Raw genomic sequence first — 20,813 nt, forward strand, 5'->3', positions numbered from 1 at the left:
ATCAACAAAAGACCATCAATTAGAAGCTAGCTATAATTTCATACCGCTAACTATTTGTTTTTAAATAATATATTTATTAATATAAATGAGCGATATTGTTAGTTTGAAAAATTGTTTCATGATAATATGGCGGGGTTAAGCGCATCACCTCAATCAACGCCGTAGAGGTTTTTCTTACAGTGAATTAGCGTCATACAAGATCATCATTTTGGTTCAATCAGCTTATATAAAAGCCAGTAAATGTTGATCGCACTCCTTTCACTACAAACAAGAAGAAGGCACTAATGCCGCTTAACTGTTCGTTGTTGCCTTTGAATTGTTCACGTAGCACTTTTTTTAACAATCGAACGACCTACTTAACCCTCTCCAGCTTATGCTGGATTTGCTCGTTTTGTGATGGTGCCGTTTGGTCTCCTATAGATAGCTGTTATTGGCTGTTTATTGCTGCTATTTGGCGGAATATTTAATTGCTTTATCCTAAATATTTGCGTTATTAAGAGTCCACAAGCGCCATTTATTATGGTTTTTTTAACGATAGTTATGGAGTTGGTATGAACCCAATAGACCAGTTTACCCCCAAAGAGCCTATTTTATTTAATCCTATCGATTTGCTTGCACCTGAGTATATTACTCAGTCAGCAGATGACCTTTATGCGCGTATATCACCGTTATATAGTGTCGATGAAGACCGTTGGTTGAACAGATTGCTACCGCTAGCTAAGCCTAGTGATAAAGAGCGAGATGATGCTAGCGAGCAGACACGTAAACTGGTTGAATACGTGCGTAATGATGGTAAAGCGATCAAGATGGTAGATTCATTGCTACTTGAATATAGCCTTGATACTCAAGAAGGTATCTTGCTAATGAGCTTGGCTGAAGCGTTGATTCGTGTGCCTGATAGCTATACCGCTGATGCGCTAATCCGTGACAAAATGAGTGTAGCCGACTGGAAAAAACATCTAAAAGATGACAACGGTTTTATGGTCAATGCCTCAACATGGGGCATGATGATGACTGGCCGTGTTGTCAGTATTGACAGTAGTACCACCGCCTCTGGATTTTTGGATCGCATGACCAAAAAGATGGGCGAGCCAATGATTCGTGGTGCGATGCAAAAAGCCATGCGTATTATGGGCCATCAGTTTGTATTGGGTGAGACCATTGAAGAGGCCAATAAAAACAGCCAACCTTATCGTAATAAAGGCTATACCTATTCGTTCGATATGCTAGGCGAAGCGGCCATCACTAATAAAGATGCTGAAAATTACTTCAATGACTATCTACATGCAATCAAAGCGACTGCCAATGTTAAAGTCAAAGAAGGCATGCCTAAGCCCTCTGTATCTATCAAGCTGTCCGCCTTACACCCACGCTATGAAGCAACGCAAGAAGCGCAGGTCTTAGGGCTACTACGTCAGCGCTGTTTGCTGCTTATCGAAGCGGCACGCGAAGTCGATGTCGATATCAGTATCGATGCAGAAGAAGCAGACCGTCTTGAGATCTCTTTAAAGTTATTTGAGTCACTATATCGTGATGCATTGACCGCAGGCTGGGATGGTCTAGGATTAGTCGTTCAAGGCTACTCAAAACGTGCGATTGCGATATTTGCGTGGCTTGCGCGTTTGGCCAAAGAAGTGGGCGACCGTATTCCGCTACGTCTCGTCAAAGGCGCTTACTGGGACTTTGAGATTAAGCTTGCGCAGCAAAAAGGTCTGTCAGGCTATCCAGTTTGGACCCGTAAAGAAGGCACAGATACAGCCTATCTTGCTTGTGCACGGTTTTTATTGTCAGAACACTTACGTGGTTTAATTTGGCCACAGTTCGCAACTCACAACGCGCATACTTTGGCATCTGTCATGACCATGAGTACGCACAGAGACTTTGAGTTCCAGCGTCTACATGGGATGGGGGATGCGCTTTATGATCATATTTTACAGTCATACAGTATCCCTGTACGTATCTATGCCCCTGTTGGTGCTCACCAAGATTTATTGCCATATTTGGTACGCCGCTTGCTCGAAAATGGCGCAAACAGCTCGTTTGTACATCAGCTATTAGATAAGTCGTATCCAATTGAGAAGCTCACAGTACATCCATATGACAAGCTATTGGCCAATGAGACTCTGCATAATCCCGAGATTCCGTTACCACTAGATATCTATGGCGACCGCCTTGCTAGTTTTGGACCTAATATATTTGTAGAGTCGCAATGGCAGCCGTTCAAAACAGCGATTGATAGTCATTTACATAATACATGGTCAGCGGCACCGGTTATCAATGGTCAAGCGGTCAGCACATTTGAGCAAGATGGCACAAGTCATCAGCTTGAGAGTCATACAGTGCGTGCGCCTTGGAACCATGAAGTTGTGGCTGGCAAAGTACAATATGCCAATGCAGATTTGGCTCGTCAAGCCATCGATGCCGCTGTCGCTGGACAAGCGAGTTGGCAAGCAGTACCGGCTTCTGAGCGTGCGGCTATCTTACGCAAAACCGCTGATTTGTACGAAGAAAATTACGCTGAGCTAATGGCGTTATGCCAAATTGAAGCGGGCAAAACGACACAAGACAGCATTGATGAAATCAAAGAAGCGGTCGATTTTTGTCGTTTTTATGCCGATGAAGCGGAGCGCTTGGACGATATCATCCATGAATTTACAGACTTAGCTGGCAAGCAGTCGCGTCAAGTGTATAAGGCGCGCGGCACCTTTGTATGTATTAGTCCATGGAACTTTCCATTGGCTATCTATACAGGTCAAATCGTTGCAGCATTGGCCGCGGGCAATACGGTGGTGGCAAAGCCAGCTGAACAAACCAGCTTGATTGCACACTTTGGTGCCCAGTTGATGTATCAAGCTGGCGTGCCAAGTGAGGCGCTACAGTTTGTCACTGGTGCAGGTGAAGTAGGTGGCGCGCTGACAGCAGCAGACAATTTATCTGGCGTGATATTTACAGGCTCAACGCAAACCGCACAGCGTATCAATCAAAGCTTAAACGATCATGCGCAAGCAAATGGCGAGCTGCCAATTTTGATCGCCGAAACTGGTGGACAAAACGCCATGATTGTCGACTCAACGGCATTGCCTGAGCAAGTGGTCAAGGATGCCGTGCTATCAGCATTTGGTTCGGCAGGACAGCGCTGTTCTGCCTGTCGTATCTTGTGTGTACAAGAAGATGTGGCAGATGGACTGATTGAATTGCTACAAGGTCATATGGCAGAGCTAGTCGTAGGTAATCCAACTTACGTTGCAACAGATGTTGGCCCAGTGATTGATGCTGATGCTAAGCAGGGTCTTGAGAGTCATATTGAACGTATGAAATCTGAGCCGACAGCCAACATTTTGGCACAGACGCCTATGAGTGCCAGCTCAGTAGTCAGTGAAGAGCAATCTACCTTTGTATTGCCGACAGCGATCGAAGTGCAAACCATTGACGTTATTGGTGGCGAGCATTTCGGCCCGATATTGCACGTACTGCGTTATAAGGCTCGTGAGTTGGATCAGCTTATCGATGCGATTAATGCGACAGGGTTTGGTTTAACCTTAGGTATCCATAGCCGTATTGAAAACATCGCTGAGCATATCGAGCGCCGCGCTGTCGTGGGTAACACTTATGTCAACCGTAACCAAATCGGTGCTGTAGTCAATGTTCAACCTTTCGGCGGCTGCGGCTTATCAGGTACGGGCCCAAAAGCTGGTGGCCCGCATTATGTGCCGCGTTTGATGAAGCTAAGCTCTGAGTCTTTTAGCTCAGCAAAACCAAACGCTACAAAACTGGCTACCGAAGCATCTAGTACTGTAAACAATACGACATCAACCACTCAAACAGAGCTTGCATAAGGAGTAGCAACATGACGAACGAATTCAAAAAAAATCATGCTCAAGTTTGTGAAGCTTGGCGATTACTTGGTGCCGTACAGCGTGCCACTTATCTAGAAGCTGCTGTTCCTAAGCTTGCATTGTTCACGGGAGACGCCAATAAAGCGCGTCGCTTGTTCAATCATCTGCTGAGTGCAGCGCCCAGCCTAGATGAGGTACATCGTATGACGGGTGCTACAGGCGAGTCTAACGATCTTTATGTGACTGCTCGTGGTAAAACAATGGTTGTCGGCGGCGAATCAGCCAAAACAATGGCGGTACTCGGTCAGCTTATCGCAGCACTATTGACAGGAAATGAAGTCATTTTGCATTGTCCAAGCCAAGAAGAGATGTGCGTAGAAGCCGCCAAAGTACTTTATGACACTGGTATCAGTGATGATGTGCTAAGTGTGGCAAACGACTCACAAACGATTACTTTGCTACATATCGACCGCCTTGCTCAAGTAGCGGTTGCAGGTAGCGCTGCTGAAGTACAAGAAGTCAGTCAAACATTGGCCGATACTGATGGTATCTTAACCCAAGTAATCGCAGTGACAGATATGGAGGGCTTATCAGACATGCTAACGTCAGATTATCTGCATCGTTTTGTAACTGAGCGAGTGATAACTATCAATACGACAGCTATTGGTGGTAATGCAAGCTTGCTTGAGCTTGGAACATAGCAAAACTTAAAAAATTAATAATTAAGTCATTAGATAGAACTTAGTGTCATATAAGTAACGGTTAGTGTTTGTTTACGAGGTTTTAAACTGCCTGTAAATAATCGCTAACCGTTTTTTTTGGAAATTTTAAAGTATTTTATAACTTATCAGATGGGTTTTAAAAGTTTGGATAAACGATATTTAATTGCTTGTAGGCAAGCAATAGGGGTGATAATATAAATAAAACCTGACTGAATAGTCACGTTTATAAAGGTGTCAGGCTTATGTTCTATTGAACTTTTAATTTGTTGAAGTTCAGAATATCGTCCTATAACTATATTTTATAAAGCTCAATTTGTTAGCCGAGTCCTGCTATGATTAGTTTTTATCTAAACGAAAAGCGCCACGAGATAACCCAACTCAATCCAAACACGACGGTACTTGAGTATCTGCGCTCGTATGAACGTCAAACTGACACTAAAGAAGGCTGTGGTAGTGGAGATTGCGGTGCATGTACAATCATGGCGCAGCGTCTCCCCAGTCATGCAACCAGCGAGTCTAGTGACAGTACTCCTTTTTATACCTTCAATTCCTGTATTACTCTATTGTCGCTCATGGATGGTCATCATCTGATGACCGCATCTTATCTAGCGGATAATCCAACACATCACCCAGAGCGTGCGCTATTACATCCTGCACAGCAGGCAATGGTTGATTGCCATGGCTCGCAGTGTGGGTTTTGTACCCCTGGTTTTGTGATGTCGCTTGCAAATGTATATGAAAACCATCGCATGCAGCATAACCATGTTAAGCCAGTCACTGCCAAGCAAGACATTATAAACGGTGAACAAGGCGACAATGATTTAAGCTATGATGATATCGTCGCCTCAATATCAGGGAATCTATGCCGATGTACTGGCTATCGACCCATCATTGAAGCGGGTCTAATGATGGGTAAAATCGGCCAACAAAGAGACGCTGATCAGACAGTCGCAAAGGACTTGACCATAAGTCTAGTCACCGACGTCATGGCAAACGACAAAAAATCGCTACCCAAAAGCACAGCGACAAATATAGTAGATCAGGCGTCAACTAATACGCTGGCATTAGCTGAAGGTATACGGCAGCTATTTATTCCAAAATCAATGGACGAGCTCGATGAGCTATTAGCCTTATACCCAACGGCGACTATTTGGGCGGGTGGTACGGATTTAGGATTGAGTATCACTCAGCACTTAGTTGACCATGAAACAATCATTCAGCTATCGGCCATTGACGAGCTAAAATCTTGGTCACTGTCTGATTTAGAGCCTCAATCTACATCAGATAGTGTTAATAATACCAGTGTAGAAGCGAAAACTTTGAGACTTGGTGCAGGTATGACCTATCAGCAAATGCTGCCGATACTTGAACAGTACTTTCCTGCCTTTGCTGCGCTATTTGCCAGAATTGCGTCACCGCAAATACGTAATATGGGTACGCTTGGCGGTAATATTGCTAATGCCTCGCCTATTGGAGATCTGCCTCCCATTTTGCTCGCGTTAGATGCTCGCGTTCATTTGCGTCATTGTGGTCCTGATAATAAAAATGACAGTGCAAAAAAGATGAGTGATAAAGATACAGTCAATAAAAATGAATATGATAAAAAGTCTTATATTGACGAGATAATATCTTTAACGGAATTTTTTGTAGATTATAAAAAGACCAAGCTGCGGGCAGGCAGTTATATTGTCGCTATTGATATACCGCTTATGCAGGATAATCAGCACCTGTTTATTCATAAAATCAGCAAGCGTTATGAAGATGATATTTCTGCTTGTTTGGTTGCTATCAGTGTCGCTCTATCAGCAGATGGTAAAAGTGTCGATCATGCAAAGATTGGTCTAGGCGGTATGGCTGCAATACCTTTATTAGCAAAAAATTGTCAGCAAGCACTTTTAGGGCAGCCTCTTGAGGTCGCAAGTTTTGAGAGCGCTGCAAAAGCATTACCGATGGATGTCTCGCCGTTAACAGATGTTCGAGCCAGCCGTGAGTATCGCTTGCATGTAGTGCAACGATTATTGATTAAATGTGGTAAGCAGCTGATAACAGAGACGCAAACTGAGAGAGAGTCATCATGAGCCATCAATCATCCTTATTTGACAGCTACAGTATTCGCCGTGTACGTCCGCCTAAAAACAAAATCGGCACTTCTGCCAAGCATGATAGTGCGATAAGCCATGTCATGGGTACGGCTACTTATGTGGATGATATCTTAAAGCCACAGGGTACGCTACATCTGGCTGTTGGTAAAAGCAGTCACGCTCATGCTCGGGTAACCAGTATGGATCTTAGCGCAGTCAAAGCAGCTGATGGGGTGATTGATGTTCTAAGCTTTAAAGATTTGCCTGCCCAAACGGACATCGGAGCGGTATTTGATGGTGAACCATTGATGGTGGATGAGATCACACAATACGTGGGTCAGACGCTGTTTTTGGTCGTGGCAACCACTCATCGTGCCGCAAAAAAAGCCGTACTTAAAGCCATGATAGAATATGAACCATTGTCAGCAATATTAAGTGTTGATGAAGCTTTAGAGCAAGAGCAATTTGTACGTCCAAGCCATTTTATGCAGCGCGGTGATACCGATGCAGCACTTGCGAATGCGCCCAAGCGTATTGCAGGCCATATTCACATGCTCGGACAAGAGCATTTTTATCTTGAAGGGCAGGTGTCGTATGTGGTGCCTTGCGATGATGGTGGGCTTGAAGTTTATACGTCATCGCAGCACCCAAGTGAGGTGCAGCAGCTGGTCGCTGAGGTGACAGATCTGCCATTTCATGCAGTCAATACAGTTGTGCGTAGAATGGGCGGCGGTTTTGGGGGCAAAGAAACCCAAGCAGCTGCTTGGGCCTGCTTTTGCGGTATCATTGCCAAGCGTCACAATGTCCCTGTCAGTATGCGCTTAGATCGCCAAGATGATATGGTTGTGACCGGTAAACGCCACGAATTTGTCAATCGTTATGAGGTCGGTGTTGATGACTCAGGGCAAATCCTAGGTGTCGATATGCAGCTGGCTGGTCTATGCGGTTATGCACCAGACTTGTCCGATGCTATCGTTGATCGAGCGATGTTCCACTGTGACAACGCTTATTATTATCCAGCTGCGCAAGTGGCAGGACATCGCTGCAAAACGCATACGGTATCGAACACGGCCTATCGTGGTTTTGGCGGGCCTCAAGGTCTGATGACTGCCGAATATATGATGGATCAAATTGCTTATACATTGGGCAAAGACCCTCTGCAAGTACGCTTGACGAACCTCTACCAAAATGGCCAAAGTACTCATTATGGTCAGCCAATCGAGCATTTTGATCTGGCAACGATTATGGATACGCTGGCATCAGACTGTGATTATGATAAGCGCCGCCAGCAGATCATAAAAGTCAATGAGCAAGCCGAAGCTGCAGGCAGTGACAAACGTCTTGGTATTGCCCTAACACCTGTGAAGTTTGGCATCTCGTTTACCGTACAGACGCTCAATCAAGCAGGTGCTCTGGTACATATTTATACCGATGGCAGCATCCATCTCAATCATGGCGGTACAGAGATGGGGCAAGGGCTATTTGTCAAAATCGCTCAAATCGTCGCCAATGAGTTTGCCGTGGATTTGGATACCGTAAAAGTATCCGCAACGCGTACTGATAAAGTGCCTAATACGTCACCGACAGCGGCTTCATCAGGCACCGATATCAACGGTAAAGCCGCGCAAAACGCTTGCTTAACTATTAAGGCACGCATTGTCGAGTTTGCCGCTGAGCATTTTGCAGTGGCGCAAGAAGATATACGCTTTGAGCGCAATCATGTCTACATTGGCGATAAGGAAGACTTCACTTTTGCGGAAATGGTGCAGTTGGCTTATCAGCACCGCGTTAGCCTATCTTCTACGGGTTATTATAAAACGCCCAAGATATTTTATGACCGCTCTAAAGCGTGGGGTCGACCTTTCTTTTATTTTGCTCTAGGTGCTGCATGTACTGAGGTTGAAATAGATACGTTAACTGGTGAGTACCGAGTTCTACGCTGCGATATCTTACACGATGCTGGACAATCAATTAACCCAGCTATTGATATTGGTCAGATTGAAGGCGGCTTTGTGCAAGGTATGGGATGGCTCACAACAGAGGAGTTGACTTGGGATAAAAAGGGCACACTCGCGTCTAATAGCCCCGCCAATTATAAGATTCCAACGTCGCACGATTTGCCAAAACAATTCAACGTTAAGCTATATGATCGTAAAAATGAAGAGCAAACCATTTATAATTCTAAAGCAGTTGGTGAGCCGCCTTTTATGCTGGCAGCGAGTGTTTGGTGTGCTATTAATAATGCAATCGCAAGCTTGAGTGATTATAAAAAGAACCCGGATCTTACGATGCCTGCGACTCCAGAGGCAGTATTAAAAGCGGTGATGCGTATGCAAGGTGAGGCGTGGGAGATCGACACAAACGTAAACTTTGATGCGCTTGATAGTTTGACCGAAGATGAGGACAACTGCGGTATTGACGACGATAAAGTGAAGCCACAACTAGTGCCACACGCTACAGATATCAATCCACCGGAGGTTGAAGGTCAGACAGTCGACGATCAGCCAGAAGCGATAGAGCATCCTAACGTAGCGGGTTCAAGAGGCCCTGCACATAGTGAACCTACGCACAGTGAGTGAGTTATTAGCAGCTCCCACGCGCTGGTATGACGGTCTAGCACAGTATCAGCATCAAGGTTTGGCACACGTGTTAGCGACTGTCGTTGCGGTTAATGGCTCAGCACCGCGAGCACTACAGGCGAAAATGGTAGTCACACAGGATGGCTACTGCGATACGCTTGGTGGCGGCGGTCTTGAGCATGATGTTATCACGACGGCAAGGCAACTGCTAAATGACGAGATAGACATAACTGTACCAAAGGTATCCAAAAGAGACAAAAACGCTAATGATGATATTGATAATGATAACATTCGTGAGTCAAAGCCAACGAAAGCAGTCAGACGCGATGCTGTCTATACCAAGCATTATCCGCTAGGTGCGAAGCTAGCGCAGTGCTGCGGTGGTAGTGTCACGGTTATGTTTGAATGTTTTAATGTGACGCCACCGATGTCGATATTGGTATTTGGAGCAGGGAATGTGGCGGCAGCATTAATGACGATACTAGCAGAGCTGCCTTGCCAGGTGGATTGGGTAGACAGTCGTCCTGAAATGTTTGAGCGTTATTTATTAGACAATTCTAATTTGCCAAATAAGTCTATTCAAACCGAAGATTTGTCTCAACGATTAAACGCTCAGCCTAATTTAAATCAGCCTAAGCTTTACAAGCTTCCGGCTCATATCCGTCCGCATATTGATGATGATCCTGTTGATTTTATCCGCCCGTTTATTGAGCCATTTAGCCACCAAAGCGCTCAGCGTTTTATTTTGGTTATGACTCATGATCATAGTCTGGATTTTGAGTTAGTACGTGCCGCATTGGATGCTGGTTCAGACGCAAACAGTTTGGCAACTAATCCTAATAATAGTTCAGAAGTATCACTGCCTTATATTGGTTGTATTGGCTCGGTAACTAAAGCTGAGCGTTTTAAAGGTCGTCTGCTGCAGCGTGGTTATGATAAGCCGATAGTCGATAAACTAACCATGCCAATTGGATTACCGATTGGCGGCAAAGAGCCTATGGCCGTTGCTGTATCTATTGCCGCACAGATTTTGCAGCATTATCATCAAAAATAAGTCATAAGCTATAGATCATCGATACTGACTTCTATCTCTATTATTAACTTAAATTCTACTAAAACGTTCGGTATAACCAAGTGACGGGAGATTTACCCATGGCTCTACATATTTATCAAGCGCAGCTCCTACACTATCTTACCGAAGATGATCTGAATCAAAGGGCTGAGCGTGCGCACACTGAAAACTCTCACTCAACATCTTCTAATTATCCAAATACAGCAACAGTTGCAACTGTTGATAAAAATATAACGCTATTACCAGTCATCGCGGGCATGAACGTTTATCCTGAGTATATTGCTAATGGTGCGCTGGTTGTCGACGATGTGACAGGTCACGTTGTGGATTATGGTAGTAACGAAGCTATGCTGGCAAGCTATGCTCAAACGAATGATCAAGCACCGGTAAATATTCATAACTATCAAGATAAACTGATTATGCCAGGTTTTATCGATACCCATGTGCACTATCCGCAGATAGATATGATGGCAGCTTATGGTGAGCAGCTACTCGATTGGCTTAATAACTATACCTTTGTCACTGAAGCCAATTTTGCCGATCCAAAGATTGCATATGATACCGCCAAGTTTTTTTTAGAGCAGTTGCTCGCTAACGGTACAACCAGCGCCATGGTGTTTTCTACGAGCCATCCTGAGTCTGCAGAAGCCTTTTTCACTGAAAGTCATAGGCTTAATACTCGCATGATTACGGGTAATGTGTTGATGGACCAAAACGCGCCGGAGCATCTGTGCGTGCCGGCTGAACAGAGCATTCAAGACACGCAAAACATTATTAATAACTGGCATGGACATGGACGTCAACATGTAGCGATTACCCCAAGGTTTGCGATTACCTCAACGCCAAAGCAGCTACAAATGGCAGGTGAGTTATATGCAAGTTACGACACTGTTTATCTGCAAACACATCTGGCAGAAAACCGTGATGAAGTGGCTTTTGTACGTAAGCTTTATCCCAATCATAAAGGCTATCTCGATGTCTATGCAGATATGGGGCTACTGGGTCGGTACACTACCTTGGCACATGGTATCTACCTTGAGACGTCAGAATACGAAAGCCTACGCGAGACTGGTACACAGATAGCGCATTGTCCAACGTCCAATCTATTTTTGGGTAGCGGATTATTTGATTTACCTAAGACGCTGAGCTATACCGGTGTCAGTATCGCCACCGATGTAGGGGCGGGGACCAGTTTATCGATGCTGACGACTTTAAATGAGGCATATAAAGTTCAGCAATTACAAAACAATCAATTGTCCGCCCATCAAGGGTTGTATCAGATTACTTTGGGTAACGCACAATCATTAGTGTTAGATGATAAAATCGGTAACTTTATGCCTAATAAAGAAGCGGATTTTGTAGTCATAGACATGGCAGCAACGCCATTACTAAAAAGACGTATGGCACAGACTAAAACACTTGATGAGCAATTATTTGTATTGATGATGCTTGGTGATGATAGAGTGATTGAGGAGACAGTTATTGCTGGAGTGAGTCGTTATAAATCTCGGTCATTGTAGATTCAAAGCAACTTAATGTTTATTAAGTAGCAGCTAACACTCATGATGATAAAGTATACGTCGGTTATCTCAGTATCAGAAAATTAAGGAAGGGACTTTAATATGGCTTTAGATATGTACTTTAAGAACGGCATGATTCGCAAAACGCGCTGCCACATTCCTAATGACCTGTTTACCACCCTGTATCAGGTTCATAATAATGGCAATTTTCCACAATTAACATGGTTGATTGACAATCTCTATGATGATCCGCAGATTGGGCCAGACATTGCGAAGGCCTTTGCTGACGAAATAGTCGCGTTTGAGAGGTTAATACTTTCCTTGCACCTACCTTTCCCTCGAGTACCTTTACAAAAGTTGCATACCTTCTTTATGGAGGCTGCTACTAACCAACAGGTTATCTATACTAAGAGTGATTAGCTCTATTGTTTTAGTCGTTTTTATAATTCTAAAACGTAACTATTACTGTGCAGATAAGGACTGCTAACTAAGCTTAAGCTTATAGACAATGAGTTTGAAAACTTCCAATGTAATATTTTATACCATGGTAATAGTCTACATAGTTACCAACCAAACACCACAACTATCTTGAATCACGCCTAAAACATCCCCATAATCTAGACACTTTCTTATAATAAATAGCCTAAGCAGATATGCCGAATCAAATTAAAGAATTGCAAAACATAGAAACACAGACAAACACTAATCTTAAAGCTGATTTTGACAATAAAGTACCGCGGTTAAACACTCATACTGTGAATAGTGCCAGTGCTTTTGATTTACCAGTCCTTGCTAAAGATGAGTATTATCTTAGTCGCCTTGAGCGAGAGCTGGCGCGCACTGCCGTGGCTAAAAACAAAAAAGCTAATAAAGAGTCTGATAATGAAAAGCAGAATAAAGCAGATAAAGAGTTAGCTAAAAAACGTGCGCAGTACGACAAAATTAAAACCCGCTCACAGCAAGCGGTACAAGCACGTATCGATAGTATTCCAGACAATTTGCCTACGACCTTAAACCTAGATCTGCCGGTAAGCCAACGTGCTGAGGATTTAGTACAAGCTATTATCGATAACCAAGTTATCATTGTCGCAGGTGAGACGGGTTCTGGTAAGACCACGCAATTACCAAAGCTGGCTATGCTGGCAGGTCGTGGTATTACTGGGCAGATAGGGCATACCCAGCCGCGCAGGCTCGCAGCACGTAGCGTAGCCAACCGTATCGCTGAAGAATTGGGTGAGCAGCTCGGTAATACGGTCAGTTTTAAAATTCGCTTTAATGAGCAAGGGTCGGCGCAATCAGTGGTGAAGCTGATGACCGATGGTATCTTATTGGCTGAACTCGGTCATGACCGGTTTTTAAGTAAATATGACACCATCATCATTGATGAGGCGCATGAGCGTAGCCTAAACATTGACTTTATCATGGGCTATCTGAAAAAATTACTACCCAAACGCCCCGATTTAAAAGTCATTATTACCTCAGCCACTCTAGATACCAAGCGTTTTAGCGAATACTTTAGCCGTTATGATAATAAGCTAAAGCGTAGTGTCCCTGCGCCCATCTTCAATGTCGAAGGGCGTAGCTATCCTGTCGAGGTACGCTACCGTCCGCTCACTGATGAGCCAGTAGGTAGCTCTGATGATGATAGCTACGATGACTTTGAGGAGAATTTGCCGCGTGCGGTGGTTGCCGCCGTTGAAGAATGTTTCAGCGATGCACAGAATAAGGGCCACGCTGATCAAGCAGATATTTTGATATTTGCGGCGACGGAGGCGGAGATTCGTGAATTACAAGACGTGCTCGTGCGTCATGGACCAAAGCATACCGAAGTATTGCCATTATTTGCACGGCAGACCTATGAAGAGCAGCAACGTATCTTTCAGCCGTCAGGTCGTGGTCGACGTATTGTTATCGCCACTAACGTTGCTGAGACTGCGTTGACTGTACCCGGCATTCGCTACGTGATCGATTTGGGTTTTGCGCGAATATCACGCTATTCTTATCGCTCGCGCGTACAGCGTTTGCCGATTGAAGCAATATCACAAGCTGCCGCTAACCAGCGTAAAGGGCGCTGTGGCCGTGTCGCGCCGGGTGTTTGTATCCGTCTGTATTCTGAGGAGGATTTTAGCGGTCGTCCTGAATTTACCGAGCCTGAGATACTGCGGACCAATCTTGCCTCCGTTATTTTGCAAATGGCCAATCTGCGTTTGGGTAGTGTCGATGATTTTGCTTTTATTGAGCCGCCTGATAGCCGCTTAGTCACAGATGGACATAAATTGCTCGATGAGCTAGGCGCTATTACTACTAAGGCTGATACTGCTTATAAAAACAGCAAAAACAAACGCCAAAAAGGGCTTGATCATCTGCGTCTCACGTCTACTGGGCAGAAGATGGCGCGCATGCCCATTGATCCAAGACTGGCACGTATGTTGGTTGCCGGTAGCGACTTTGATTGTATCCGCGAGATGCTAATCGTTGTCGCAGCCCTTGCTGTCCAAGACCCGCGTGAGCGCCCAGTCAATAAGCGCCAGCAAGCGGATCAAAAACACGCAGAGTTTCGTCAAGATGATTCTGACTTCTTGTTTTATCTTAGCCTGTGGAAAGCCTTGTTTGAAAAGGATGCAGACGGCAATAAGCTGTCTGGTAATCAGCGTAAGCAGTTTACTAAGAAGAACTATTTGAGCTTTCCAAGAGTGCGCGAATGGAGCCAAACCCATCGTCAGTTGGTGCAGATGGTTACAGATCTTAAGCTGACAGATGATAAAGACAGCAAAAAAGAGGCGAATAATAGTGACCCTACCAGTATAGAAGACGAAGAAGTAAAGGCGGTCAAATATGCCAATTTGCATCGTGCATTACTAACGGGCTTATTGTCTACGATTGCTCACAAAACCGAAAATCGCGGAGAGTATCTCGCTGCTCGCCAGCAAAAGGCCAAAATCTTTCCAGCCAGTACCGTGTTTAAACAGGTGCCACCTTGGGTCATAGCCTTTGAGATAGTCGAGACCTCCCAAGTCTTTATGCGTACCGTTGCCAAGATTGAACCAGAATGGATCATCTCAGCGGCAGGTAACTTATTAAAGTATCATTATTTTGAGCCGCATTGGTCCAAGAAAACAGGCCGCGTGAAAGCTTACGCGCAGATTAGCTTGTTTGGGCTTATTATCATCAGTAAGCAGCTAACCAACTACGAGCAAGTCAATCTAAGTGAGTCGCGCGAGATATTTATCCGTGACGGTTTAGTTACAGGTAACTTGGGTCGTCAGGCACCATTCTTACAGCACAATATGGACAAAATCGCCCATGTTGAGCGTATTGAAGATAAGTTACGCCGCCGTGATTTACTTGTCGATGAAGAGACGCTGTATCAGTTTTATGATAGAAAGATTCCTGAGCATGTCGCCAGCCGTAAAGCTTTTGAAGATTGGCGTGCAGAGGTAGAAAAAAACGATAGCAAATATCTATTCTTTACTGATGATGATGTGCTCAATAGCCAAGCACCGACCACAGGTGACTTCCCAGAAGTGTGGAAGCTGGGCGATTTGAAACTGCCGCTACGCTACATTTTTGATCCTGCCAGTGATGATGATGGCGTGACCATTCGCGTGCCACTTGTTGCGCTGCCGCAGCTTGATGCTATTGAGTTATTGTGGGGCGTACCCGGTTGGCGTTATGAGCTGGTATTGCAGTTACTTAAATCTCTGCCCAAAGACATCCGTCGACAAATCGTCCCGATTCCTGATACTGCTGATAGCTTATTTGATGAATTGCAACCCGCTGGTGGACAGGGACTGCTCAAGCAGCTATGCCAAGCGCTAAATCGTCGCGGCATTATGTCGGTGACTGAGGAGAGCTTTAATCCGGCCAGCATTGATCGCTATTTGCAACCACAAATCTGCGTGGTCGATGATAAGAACCGCATTATCGAAAAAGGCCGCGATCTACAGACGCTACAGATTCGTCATGCTCAAGAGACCCGTCAAGCGGTCAATGAGCAACAAGGCGCGCACACTGATTTCCCTGAGCACTTTGCTTTTAGTAAAAACCACCATAGCGCAGGCGTAGTGATGAAGCAATTTGCTGCATTGGTCGCAGATGAGGCGGGCGAAGCGGTATCGATTCATCAATACACCGATGTAAACGCGGCACTACAGGCGCATCGCATTGGCGTTTTAACCTTGATCAAAGGTAAGCTCGGTGCCAAAAGAAAGCAGCTGACCAGTCAAGTCGATAAGATATTTAAATTAGCCTTTGCCCCGCTTGGTGATATGGAAAAGCTAAAAACCATCGTCATCGATGCCACACTTGATGCGACGCTTGAGGAGCATTATGTCTTATTTGATCATAGTGAGGACCTGCCTGAGAGTGCAGATGATGTCGCGATTGGACTGAGCGAGGAGCTGCCATTTACCCCAGAGGAGTATGCAAAGACGCTTGAGACCGTGGTTAGTAACTTTTTATTAACGGGTCAAAGTGTCATCAAAACCCTAAAAAATGTCTATACTCGCTGGCAGCGTATTCGTCAAAGCTTACTTATGCTGGATCGTGAAGTGTTTGGCGAGTCTATCGATGATATCGAAGACCAGTTAGAGGATTTGCGTCTGTCTGACTTTGTTTATCGGATGGATTATAGTCATTGGCAGCAGTATCCGCGCTATTTAGAGGCGCTAGAGATTCGTATCGAACGCCTTGAGCACAACCTTGATGCTGATCTCGATGGCGTTTATGCGCTCGATGTGCATATGGAGCGATTGGCTAATCGTGCCAGCGATACGGCCATCAGTGAGTATCGCTGGATGGTAGAAGAGTATCGTATCCAGCTATTTGCTCAACCCATGAAAACGCGTATGGCAGTATCACCAAAACGGCTGAATAAGGTGTGGGATAAGATGCGTTAAAAAATTGCATATTAGAAAATGATAAATTTTCTCTTACGCCACAATGGAGGCTACTTTTATATAAAATAATTTCCATTTTATAAATAGAAAAGGCTGGACTAGCAAGCGCTAATTCAGCTTTTTTATTGATGAACAACCCCTAATAATGCTAATCCTGACTTTGTACAGATCCTATAAGTAACGAGTAACACCATTCTCACGAACTTTGGTTGTTGTCTCATGTAGCTATAAAGATAGGTGATCTCCTCTTTGATATTGTGGTTCCTATTGCGCCTTACCCACGGTACTATAACTGTAATAATTAGCAGGCTAAATAAAATACAAAAGGAAAATGACATGTGGGATGAACGCTATAGCGAACCAGGGTTTGCTTTTGGTAAAGAACCAAATAATTTTTTGAAAGAGCAGTTCCAGCACATACCAGCAGGGGGACGCGTGCTGTGTTTGGCAGAAGGCGAAGGCAGAAACGCGGTCTTTTTAGCTGAGCAAGGCTATCGAGTCACTGCCATGGACTTATCTGATGTGGGCTTGAACAAAGCGTTAAAACTGGCTATGGATAAAAATGTGACCATTACCACTCAAGTGGCTGACCTAGCGGATTATCAATTCGGTGAAAATGAATGGGATGGTATAGTGTCCATTTGGGCGCATATGCCTACTGATGTTCGTCGGTATATTCATACACAGATTGTCCCAGCGCTGAGACCAAATGGGGTCTTTATCCTTGAAGCTTATACCGAGCAGCAACTGTCCATGGAAGCTGTTGGCGGACCACCTGCTGCGCAAAAAGAGCGTTTTAACTCCCTTAAAAATATGCAGAACGAGCTTACAGAGTTACAAGAAATCATTGGCGTTGAAAAACAGCGTATGGTTTTAGAAGGCAAGTACCATCAAGGTCTTAGTGCAGTGGTACAATTCGTGGGTAAGAAAAATAAATAAGTGAGCAGTCTTTTTGCTACTGTTTAAGATAGAGCACAAAAAACCCCACGTAATATATAACGTGGGGGTTTTTACTGACTAATTGCAATGACTATAAAAGCATTCTATTAAATATTACAGTTAACGCTATATTGTTGACCATTATCTGAGCTGATCGTCATAATGCCAAAGTCAGCTTTGGTTTGCCAGTCATAAGTCGTTTTAGGGTTAACGTCATTAATGTAGCGAGCACCAGAACCTGATACTGCTTGTTTCATCTCGATGTCTGCGTTATTTAAACCAATCTTTGGCAGGGTAACGTTAAGTTTGGCTGCTTGACCGTCAGCTGCATACGCGGCAGTTACAACGCCATCATCTTCACAAGTAAATGACTGTACCACTTGTTGCGTATTGGTAGTAGGGGCTGTCGTAGTGGTTGGTGCGTTAGTTGCACATGCTCCTAGTAGTACAGCAAAAGGCGCAACGGCTAATAATTTTTTCATAATAGTCCTCAAGATTTTTGTTGTTTGAGATGTAAAGCAGTATGTTACAAGTAATAGATTTATTTAACGTTATTGTTTGGCGTTAATATAGTACCTAAAGTGTTTCTGAGTGTTACAGGTTTGGTAATTTGAAAACATTTATCTAACTGTCTCAATATGGGCAGAGGGTTTAGGCGTTTGTTTGGTTAAGACAAATACTGAAACAGCACCTAAAATCACTATGGTTGCGATGATGAATCGCAGAGATAGTTGTTCAGACAAAAACAACACACCTGCGATAGCTGCCAATACTGGCACACAAAACTGTACAACCGCGGCTTGAGTACTTTTTAACAAGGGCATTGCCACATACCAAAGGCTATAGCCAACGCCAGAAGTAATGGCGCCTGACACGCTTGCCAATATGACACCTTCTGTACGGATACCTGCCAAATAATTTATTCCTATCAAAAACAATAAAGGAATAGCGACGAGGCTTCTAATAAAGTTAAAACCTGTAGCGCGAAGCGGGGATGCGCAAGCTTTGCCGCGTATACTATAAACGCCCCATGCGATACCGCTTATTGCCATAATCATCGCGTCAATCAGTGAGGGTACTGCTGCTGAAGGGAGCATTAAATAGACGAAACCTGCGAATGCTACAAAAAGAGCTACCCATTGTATGGTACTTACTTGCTCTTTTTGATAAATACCCCAGCCGATCATAGTAAGTTGAACGGCGGCAAACAAAATAAGCGCGCCAGTACCAGTATCAAGTGCCACGTAAGCGAGTGAAAAGCAAAGCGCATAAATCACCAAGCTGAGACTGCTTAACCAGCTGCCTTTATCTTTTAAGATAGTCTCTTTTAAAACATCTGTATCTTGATGAGGCGTATTTGGCTGCTGTAGACGACGCTGATGCACACTCATGATTATTGCAAGGCAGATAGCACCACCTAACAGGCGAATAATAGTAAAGTTCCAAGGATCAATATAACCCTCAGCGAGCGCCATTCTACAAAGCAGAGAGTTTGCAGCAAAGGCTATCAAAGCAATTATCGTGTATAGCGTGGCTTTCAAGAAAATTCCTAATAAAAGGGCGTTTGAGGGTGAAAATGAAGGGTGAACGATTATTGGCTAAATCAACGGAGAATAAAATAGCCTAAGCAAAAATCACAAATATCTTAAGTAATTAATCACTTGTCGAACTCGCTCATCTCTATTCCCGCCAATACGTCTAAAACGTTTATTATATTTATTTAATTGGCTCTCAAAATAAGCGCTAATCTCTTCACGCTCATACGGACTATCTCGCAAGTCATCCGCAACCCAAGGAATATCAACGTCTGTTAGCAGTATTAAATCATAATGATGCGCCAGTGCGGCTTGTTTTAGCGCAAGAGGACAGTCGCCATAATACCAATTTGAATAAACCATTAGCTCAAACAAACTGGTATCACAAAATAGATATTTTTGAGTGTCAGTAACAGTATCAATGTCTAGGCGAGATAAAAAATCTTGAGCCGCTTGCTGGGCCAGTTTATTCTCAAGCTTGATTTGACCTTGGGCAATGGGTAATAGATCGTCCCAAGTGCAAGTCATCTGCTCGTTATCCCATTTTTCTTGCAAATAAATACGCATATACTCTGGTACCCAAGGGCTACTAAAATGCGTTGCCAAATCACGACATAAGGTGGTTTTGCCCGTGCTTTCTGCCCCCAAAATAGCAATCTTAATTACCGTTTTAGGCGTATGCTGCGTGAGATTGAATGCGGTAGCGTCGTTGCCATTCATAATAAGCCCAAACTGCGATGAGAGTGAACACTACGTATTGTAATGCGGTAAAGGTAAGGCCCTTGTAAAAATATAATGGCACTGAAATTGCGTCGGCGACTATCCATAGTAACCAATGCTCAATCTTACGGCTTGCCATGAGCCACATCGCCATTAAGAATAGCGCGGTGGTTAGCATATCGGTATAATCGACCCAAGTAAACAAATGCATTCCTAGCACTGCACCATCAAAGCTAAAGTTGTTGTTGATGACGGGGCGGAAATAATAAACCAATGCCACAAAGGCAGCTGTCCCAGTCGCCAATAGTGCCATCATGGGTATGTCGCTTGATTGGATATGCTCGATATCGATATCATCTTGGTTAGAATTTTTACCACTACTTTTGATTGCTTTTGAGTTTTTTGACCAGTTAAACCAGCCATATAAACCCATTACTGTGTAATAAGCGTTAATAAACATGTCACCGAACAATTGCCATTTCCATAGCAAATACACAAAGATAGCAGTACTAACCAGACCAATGGGAAAGACTAGTACATTGAGCTTGCGCGCGAGTAATACACTGGCAACGCCAAAGATCACGCCGATGATTTCTAGTATAATAAAGAGTGTAGAATAGTCAGCATATTGTCCGAATAACCAAATAAAAAGACCTTCCATTATGTTCCCTAGCTATTATCTTGCCAAAATTGAGTGCGTTTAAATGAGGTTAATTATATAGTAGGTAGGCGTCAATAGCGTAGGCCTTTGCCGATTATTGACATGAAATTGATTATTTGTAACAAAGTATTAGAAAAATAATAATATTCAGGCATAATAAAGACATTGATTTTAAGTTTACAGTTATTCACCGAAATTAGACTTGCGCTATTTTCTCCCTTTTTATGCTTATTAATAAGCCAAATAGTAG

General features: G+C 43.9%; 13 protein-coding genes. 9 read left to right on the plus strand and 4 right to left on the minus strand.

The genetic code is table 11. The annotated features are described in order from the left end of the window. Positions 1–551 precede the first annotated feature (551 nt). The 9 genes from putA to ACS8FB_RS02285 all read left to right on the plus strand — a co-directional run bounded on the left by putA (position 552) and on the right by ACS8FB_RS02285 (position 17,647). Positions 552–3,836 carry a bifunctional proline dehydrogenase/L-glutamate gamma-semialdehyde dehydrogenase PutA gene (gene putA, locus ACS8FB_RS02245; RefSeq protein ID WP_439260801.1) on the plus strand — a complete coding sequence of 1,095 codons (3,285 nt, stop codon included), beginning with the start codon at positions 552–554 and terminating at the stop codon, positions 3,834–3,836. Between the two features lie 11 nt (positions 3,837–3,847). Beyond that, positions 3,848–4,537: a 1-pyrroline-5-carboxylate dehydrogenase gene (locus ACS8FB_RS02250; RefSeq protein ID WP_439260802.1), complete on the plus strand. Its 690-nt coding sequence runs from the start codon at positions 3,848–3,850 to the stop codon at positions 4,535–4,537. 353 nt (positions 4,538–4,890) lie between these two features. Beyond that, positions 4,891–6,636 carry a xanthine dehydrogenase small subunit gene (locus tag ACS8FB_RS02255; protein WP_439260803.1) on the plus strand — a complete coding sequence of 582 codons (1,746 nt, stop codon included), beginning with the start codon at positions 4,891–4,893 and terminating at the stop codon, positions 6,634–6,636. Next, positions 6,633–9,218: a xanthine dehydrogenase molybdopterin binding subunit gene (gene xdhB / locus ACS8FB_RS02260; protein WP_439260804.1), complete on the plus strand. Its 2,586-nt coding sequence runs from the start codon at positions 6,633–6,635 to the stop codon at positions 9,216–9,218. The genes ACS8FB_RS02255 and xdhB overlap by 4 nt, the downstream gene beginning before the upstream one ends. Then, positions 9,196–10,272, plus strand: coding sequence for an XdhC family protein (locus tag ACS8FB_RS02265; RefSeq protein ID WP_439260805.1), 1,077 nt, complete (start codon positions 9,196–9,198; stop codon positions 10,270–10,272). The genes xdhB and ACS8FB_RS02265 overlap by 23 nt, the downstream gene beginning before the upstream one ends. A 98-nt stretch (positions 10,273–10,370) precedes the next feature. Then, a complete protein-coding gene (gene guaD / locus ACS8FB_RS02270) occupies positions 10,371–11,810 on the plus strand; it encodes a guanine deaminase (protein WP_439260806.1) in 1,440 nt (479 codons plus the stop codon). Between the two features lie 102 nt (positions 11,811–11,912). Further along, entirely contained in the window at positions 11,913–12,230 is a 318-nt protein-coding gene (locus ACS8FB_RS02275) for a hypothetical protein (RefSeq protein WP_439260807.1), read from the plus strand. Between the two features lie 233 nt (positions 12,231–12,463). Further along, on the plus strand, positions 12,464–16,708 hold the full coding sequence (gene hrpA, locus ACS8FB_RS02280; protein WP_439260808.1) for an ATP-dependent RNA helicase HrpA: 4,245 nt from the start codon (positions 12,464–12,466) through the stop codon (positions 16,706–16,708). Between the two features lie 336 nt (positions 16,709–17,044). Beyond that, entirely contained in the window at positions 17,045–17,647 is a 603-nt protein-coding gene (locus tag ACS8FB_RS02285) for a class I SAM-dependent methyltransferase (protein ID WP_439260809.1), read from the plus strand. A 107-nt stretch (positions 17,648–17,754) separates the two neighbouring features. On the opposite strand, the gene ACS8FB_RS02290 is transcribed toward ACS8FB_RS02285, so the two are convergent. The 4 genes from ACS8FB_RS02290 to pnuC form a co-directional block, all read right to left on the minus strand. Continuing rightward, positions 17,755–18,129, minus strand: coding sequence for an MliC family protein (locus tag ACS8FB_RS02290; protein ID WP_439260810.1), 375 nt, complete (start codon positions 18,127–18,129; stop codon positions 17,755–17,757). Positions 18,130–18,267: 138 nt separating this feature from the next. Continuing rightward, complete coding sequence (locus ACS8FB_RS02295) at positions 18,268–19,188, minus strand: DMT family transporter (protein ID WP_439260811.1); 921 nt, start codon at positions 19,186–19,188, stop codon at positions 18,268–18,270. Between the two features lie 93 nt (positions 19,189–19,281). Further along, the gene (locus tag ACS8FB_RS02300; RefSeq protein WP_439260812.1) at positions 19,282–19,902 is read right to left on the minus strand and encodes an AAA family ATPase; all 621 of its coding nucleotides are present in this window, start codon (positions 19,900–19,902) and stop codon (positions 19,282–19,284) included. Next, positions 19,853–20,563, minus strand: coding sequence for a nicotinamide riboside transporter PnuC (gene pnuC / locus ACS8FB_RS02305; RefSeq protein WP_439260813.1), 711 nt, complete (start codon positions 20,561–20,563; stop codon positions 19,853–19,855). The genes ACS8FB_RS02300 and pnuC overlap by 50 nt, the downstream gene beginning before the upstream one ends. Between the last annotated feature and the right edge of the window lie 250 nt (positions 20,564–20,813).

This window comes from Psychrobacter sp. 1U1, from assembly GCF_051847535.1.
Lineage (GTDB): Bacteria > Pseudomonadota > Gammaproteobacteria > Pseudomonadales > Moraxellaceae > Psychrobacter > Psychrobacter saeujeotis.

Coding starts and splice junctions, on each gene's coding strand:
- guaD (WP_439260806.1), top strand. CDS start 10,371: ATGGCTCTACATATTTATCAAGCGCAGCTCCTACACTATCTTACCGAA.
- ACS8FB_RS02255 (WP_439260803.1), top strand. CDS start 4,891: ATGATTAGTTTTTATCTAAACGAAAAGCGCCACGAGATAACCCAACTC.
- ACS8FB_RS02300 (WP_439260812.1), bottom strand. CDS start 19,902: ATGAATGGCAACGACGCTACCGCATTCAATCTCACGCAGCATACGCCT.
- ACS8FB_RS02250 (WP_439260802.1), top strand. CDS start 3,848: ATGACGAACGAATTCAAAAAAAATCATGCTCAAGTTTGTGAAGCTTGG.
- ACS8FB_RS02275 (WP_439260807.1), top strand. CDS start 11,913: ATGGCTTTAGATATGTACTTTAAGAACGGCATGATTCGCAAAACGCGC.
- hrpA (WP_439260808.1), top strand. CDS start 12,464: ATGCCGAATCAAATTAAAGAATTGCAAAACATAGAAACACAGACAAAC.
- xdhB (WP_439260804.1), top strand. CDS start 6,633: ATGAGCCATCAATCATCCTTATTTGACAGCTACAGTATTCGCCGTGTA.
- ACS8FB_RS02285 (WP_439260809.1), top strand. CDS start 17,045: ATGTGGGATGAACGCTATAGCGAACCAGGGTTTGCTTTTGGTAAAGAA.
- pnuC (WP_439260813.1), bottom strand. CDS start 20,563: ATGGAAGGTCTTTTTATTTGGTTATTCGGACAATATGCTGACTATTCT.
- ACS8FB_RS02290 (WP_439260810.1), bottom strand. CDS start 18,129: ATGAAAAAATTATTAGCCGTTGCGCCTTTTGCTGTACTACTAGGAGCA.
- putA (WP_439260801.1), top strand. CDS start 552: ATGAACCCAATAGACCAGTTTACCCCCAAAGAGCCTATTTTATTTAAT.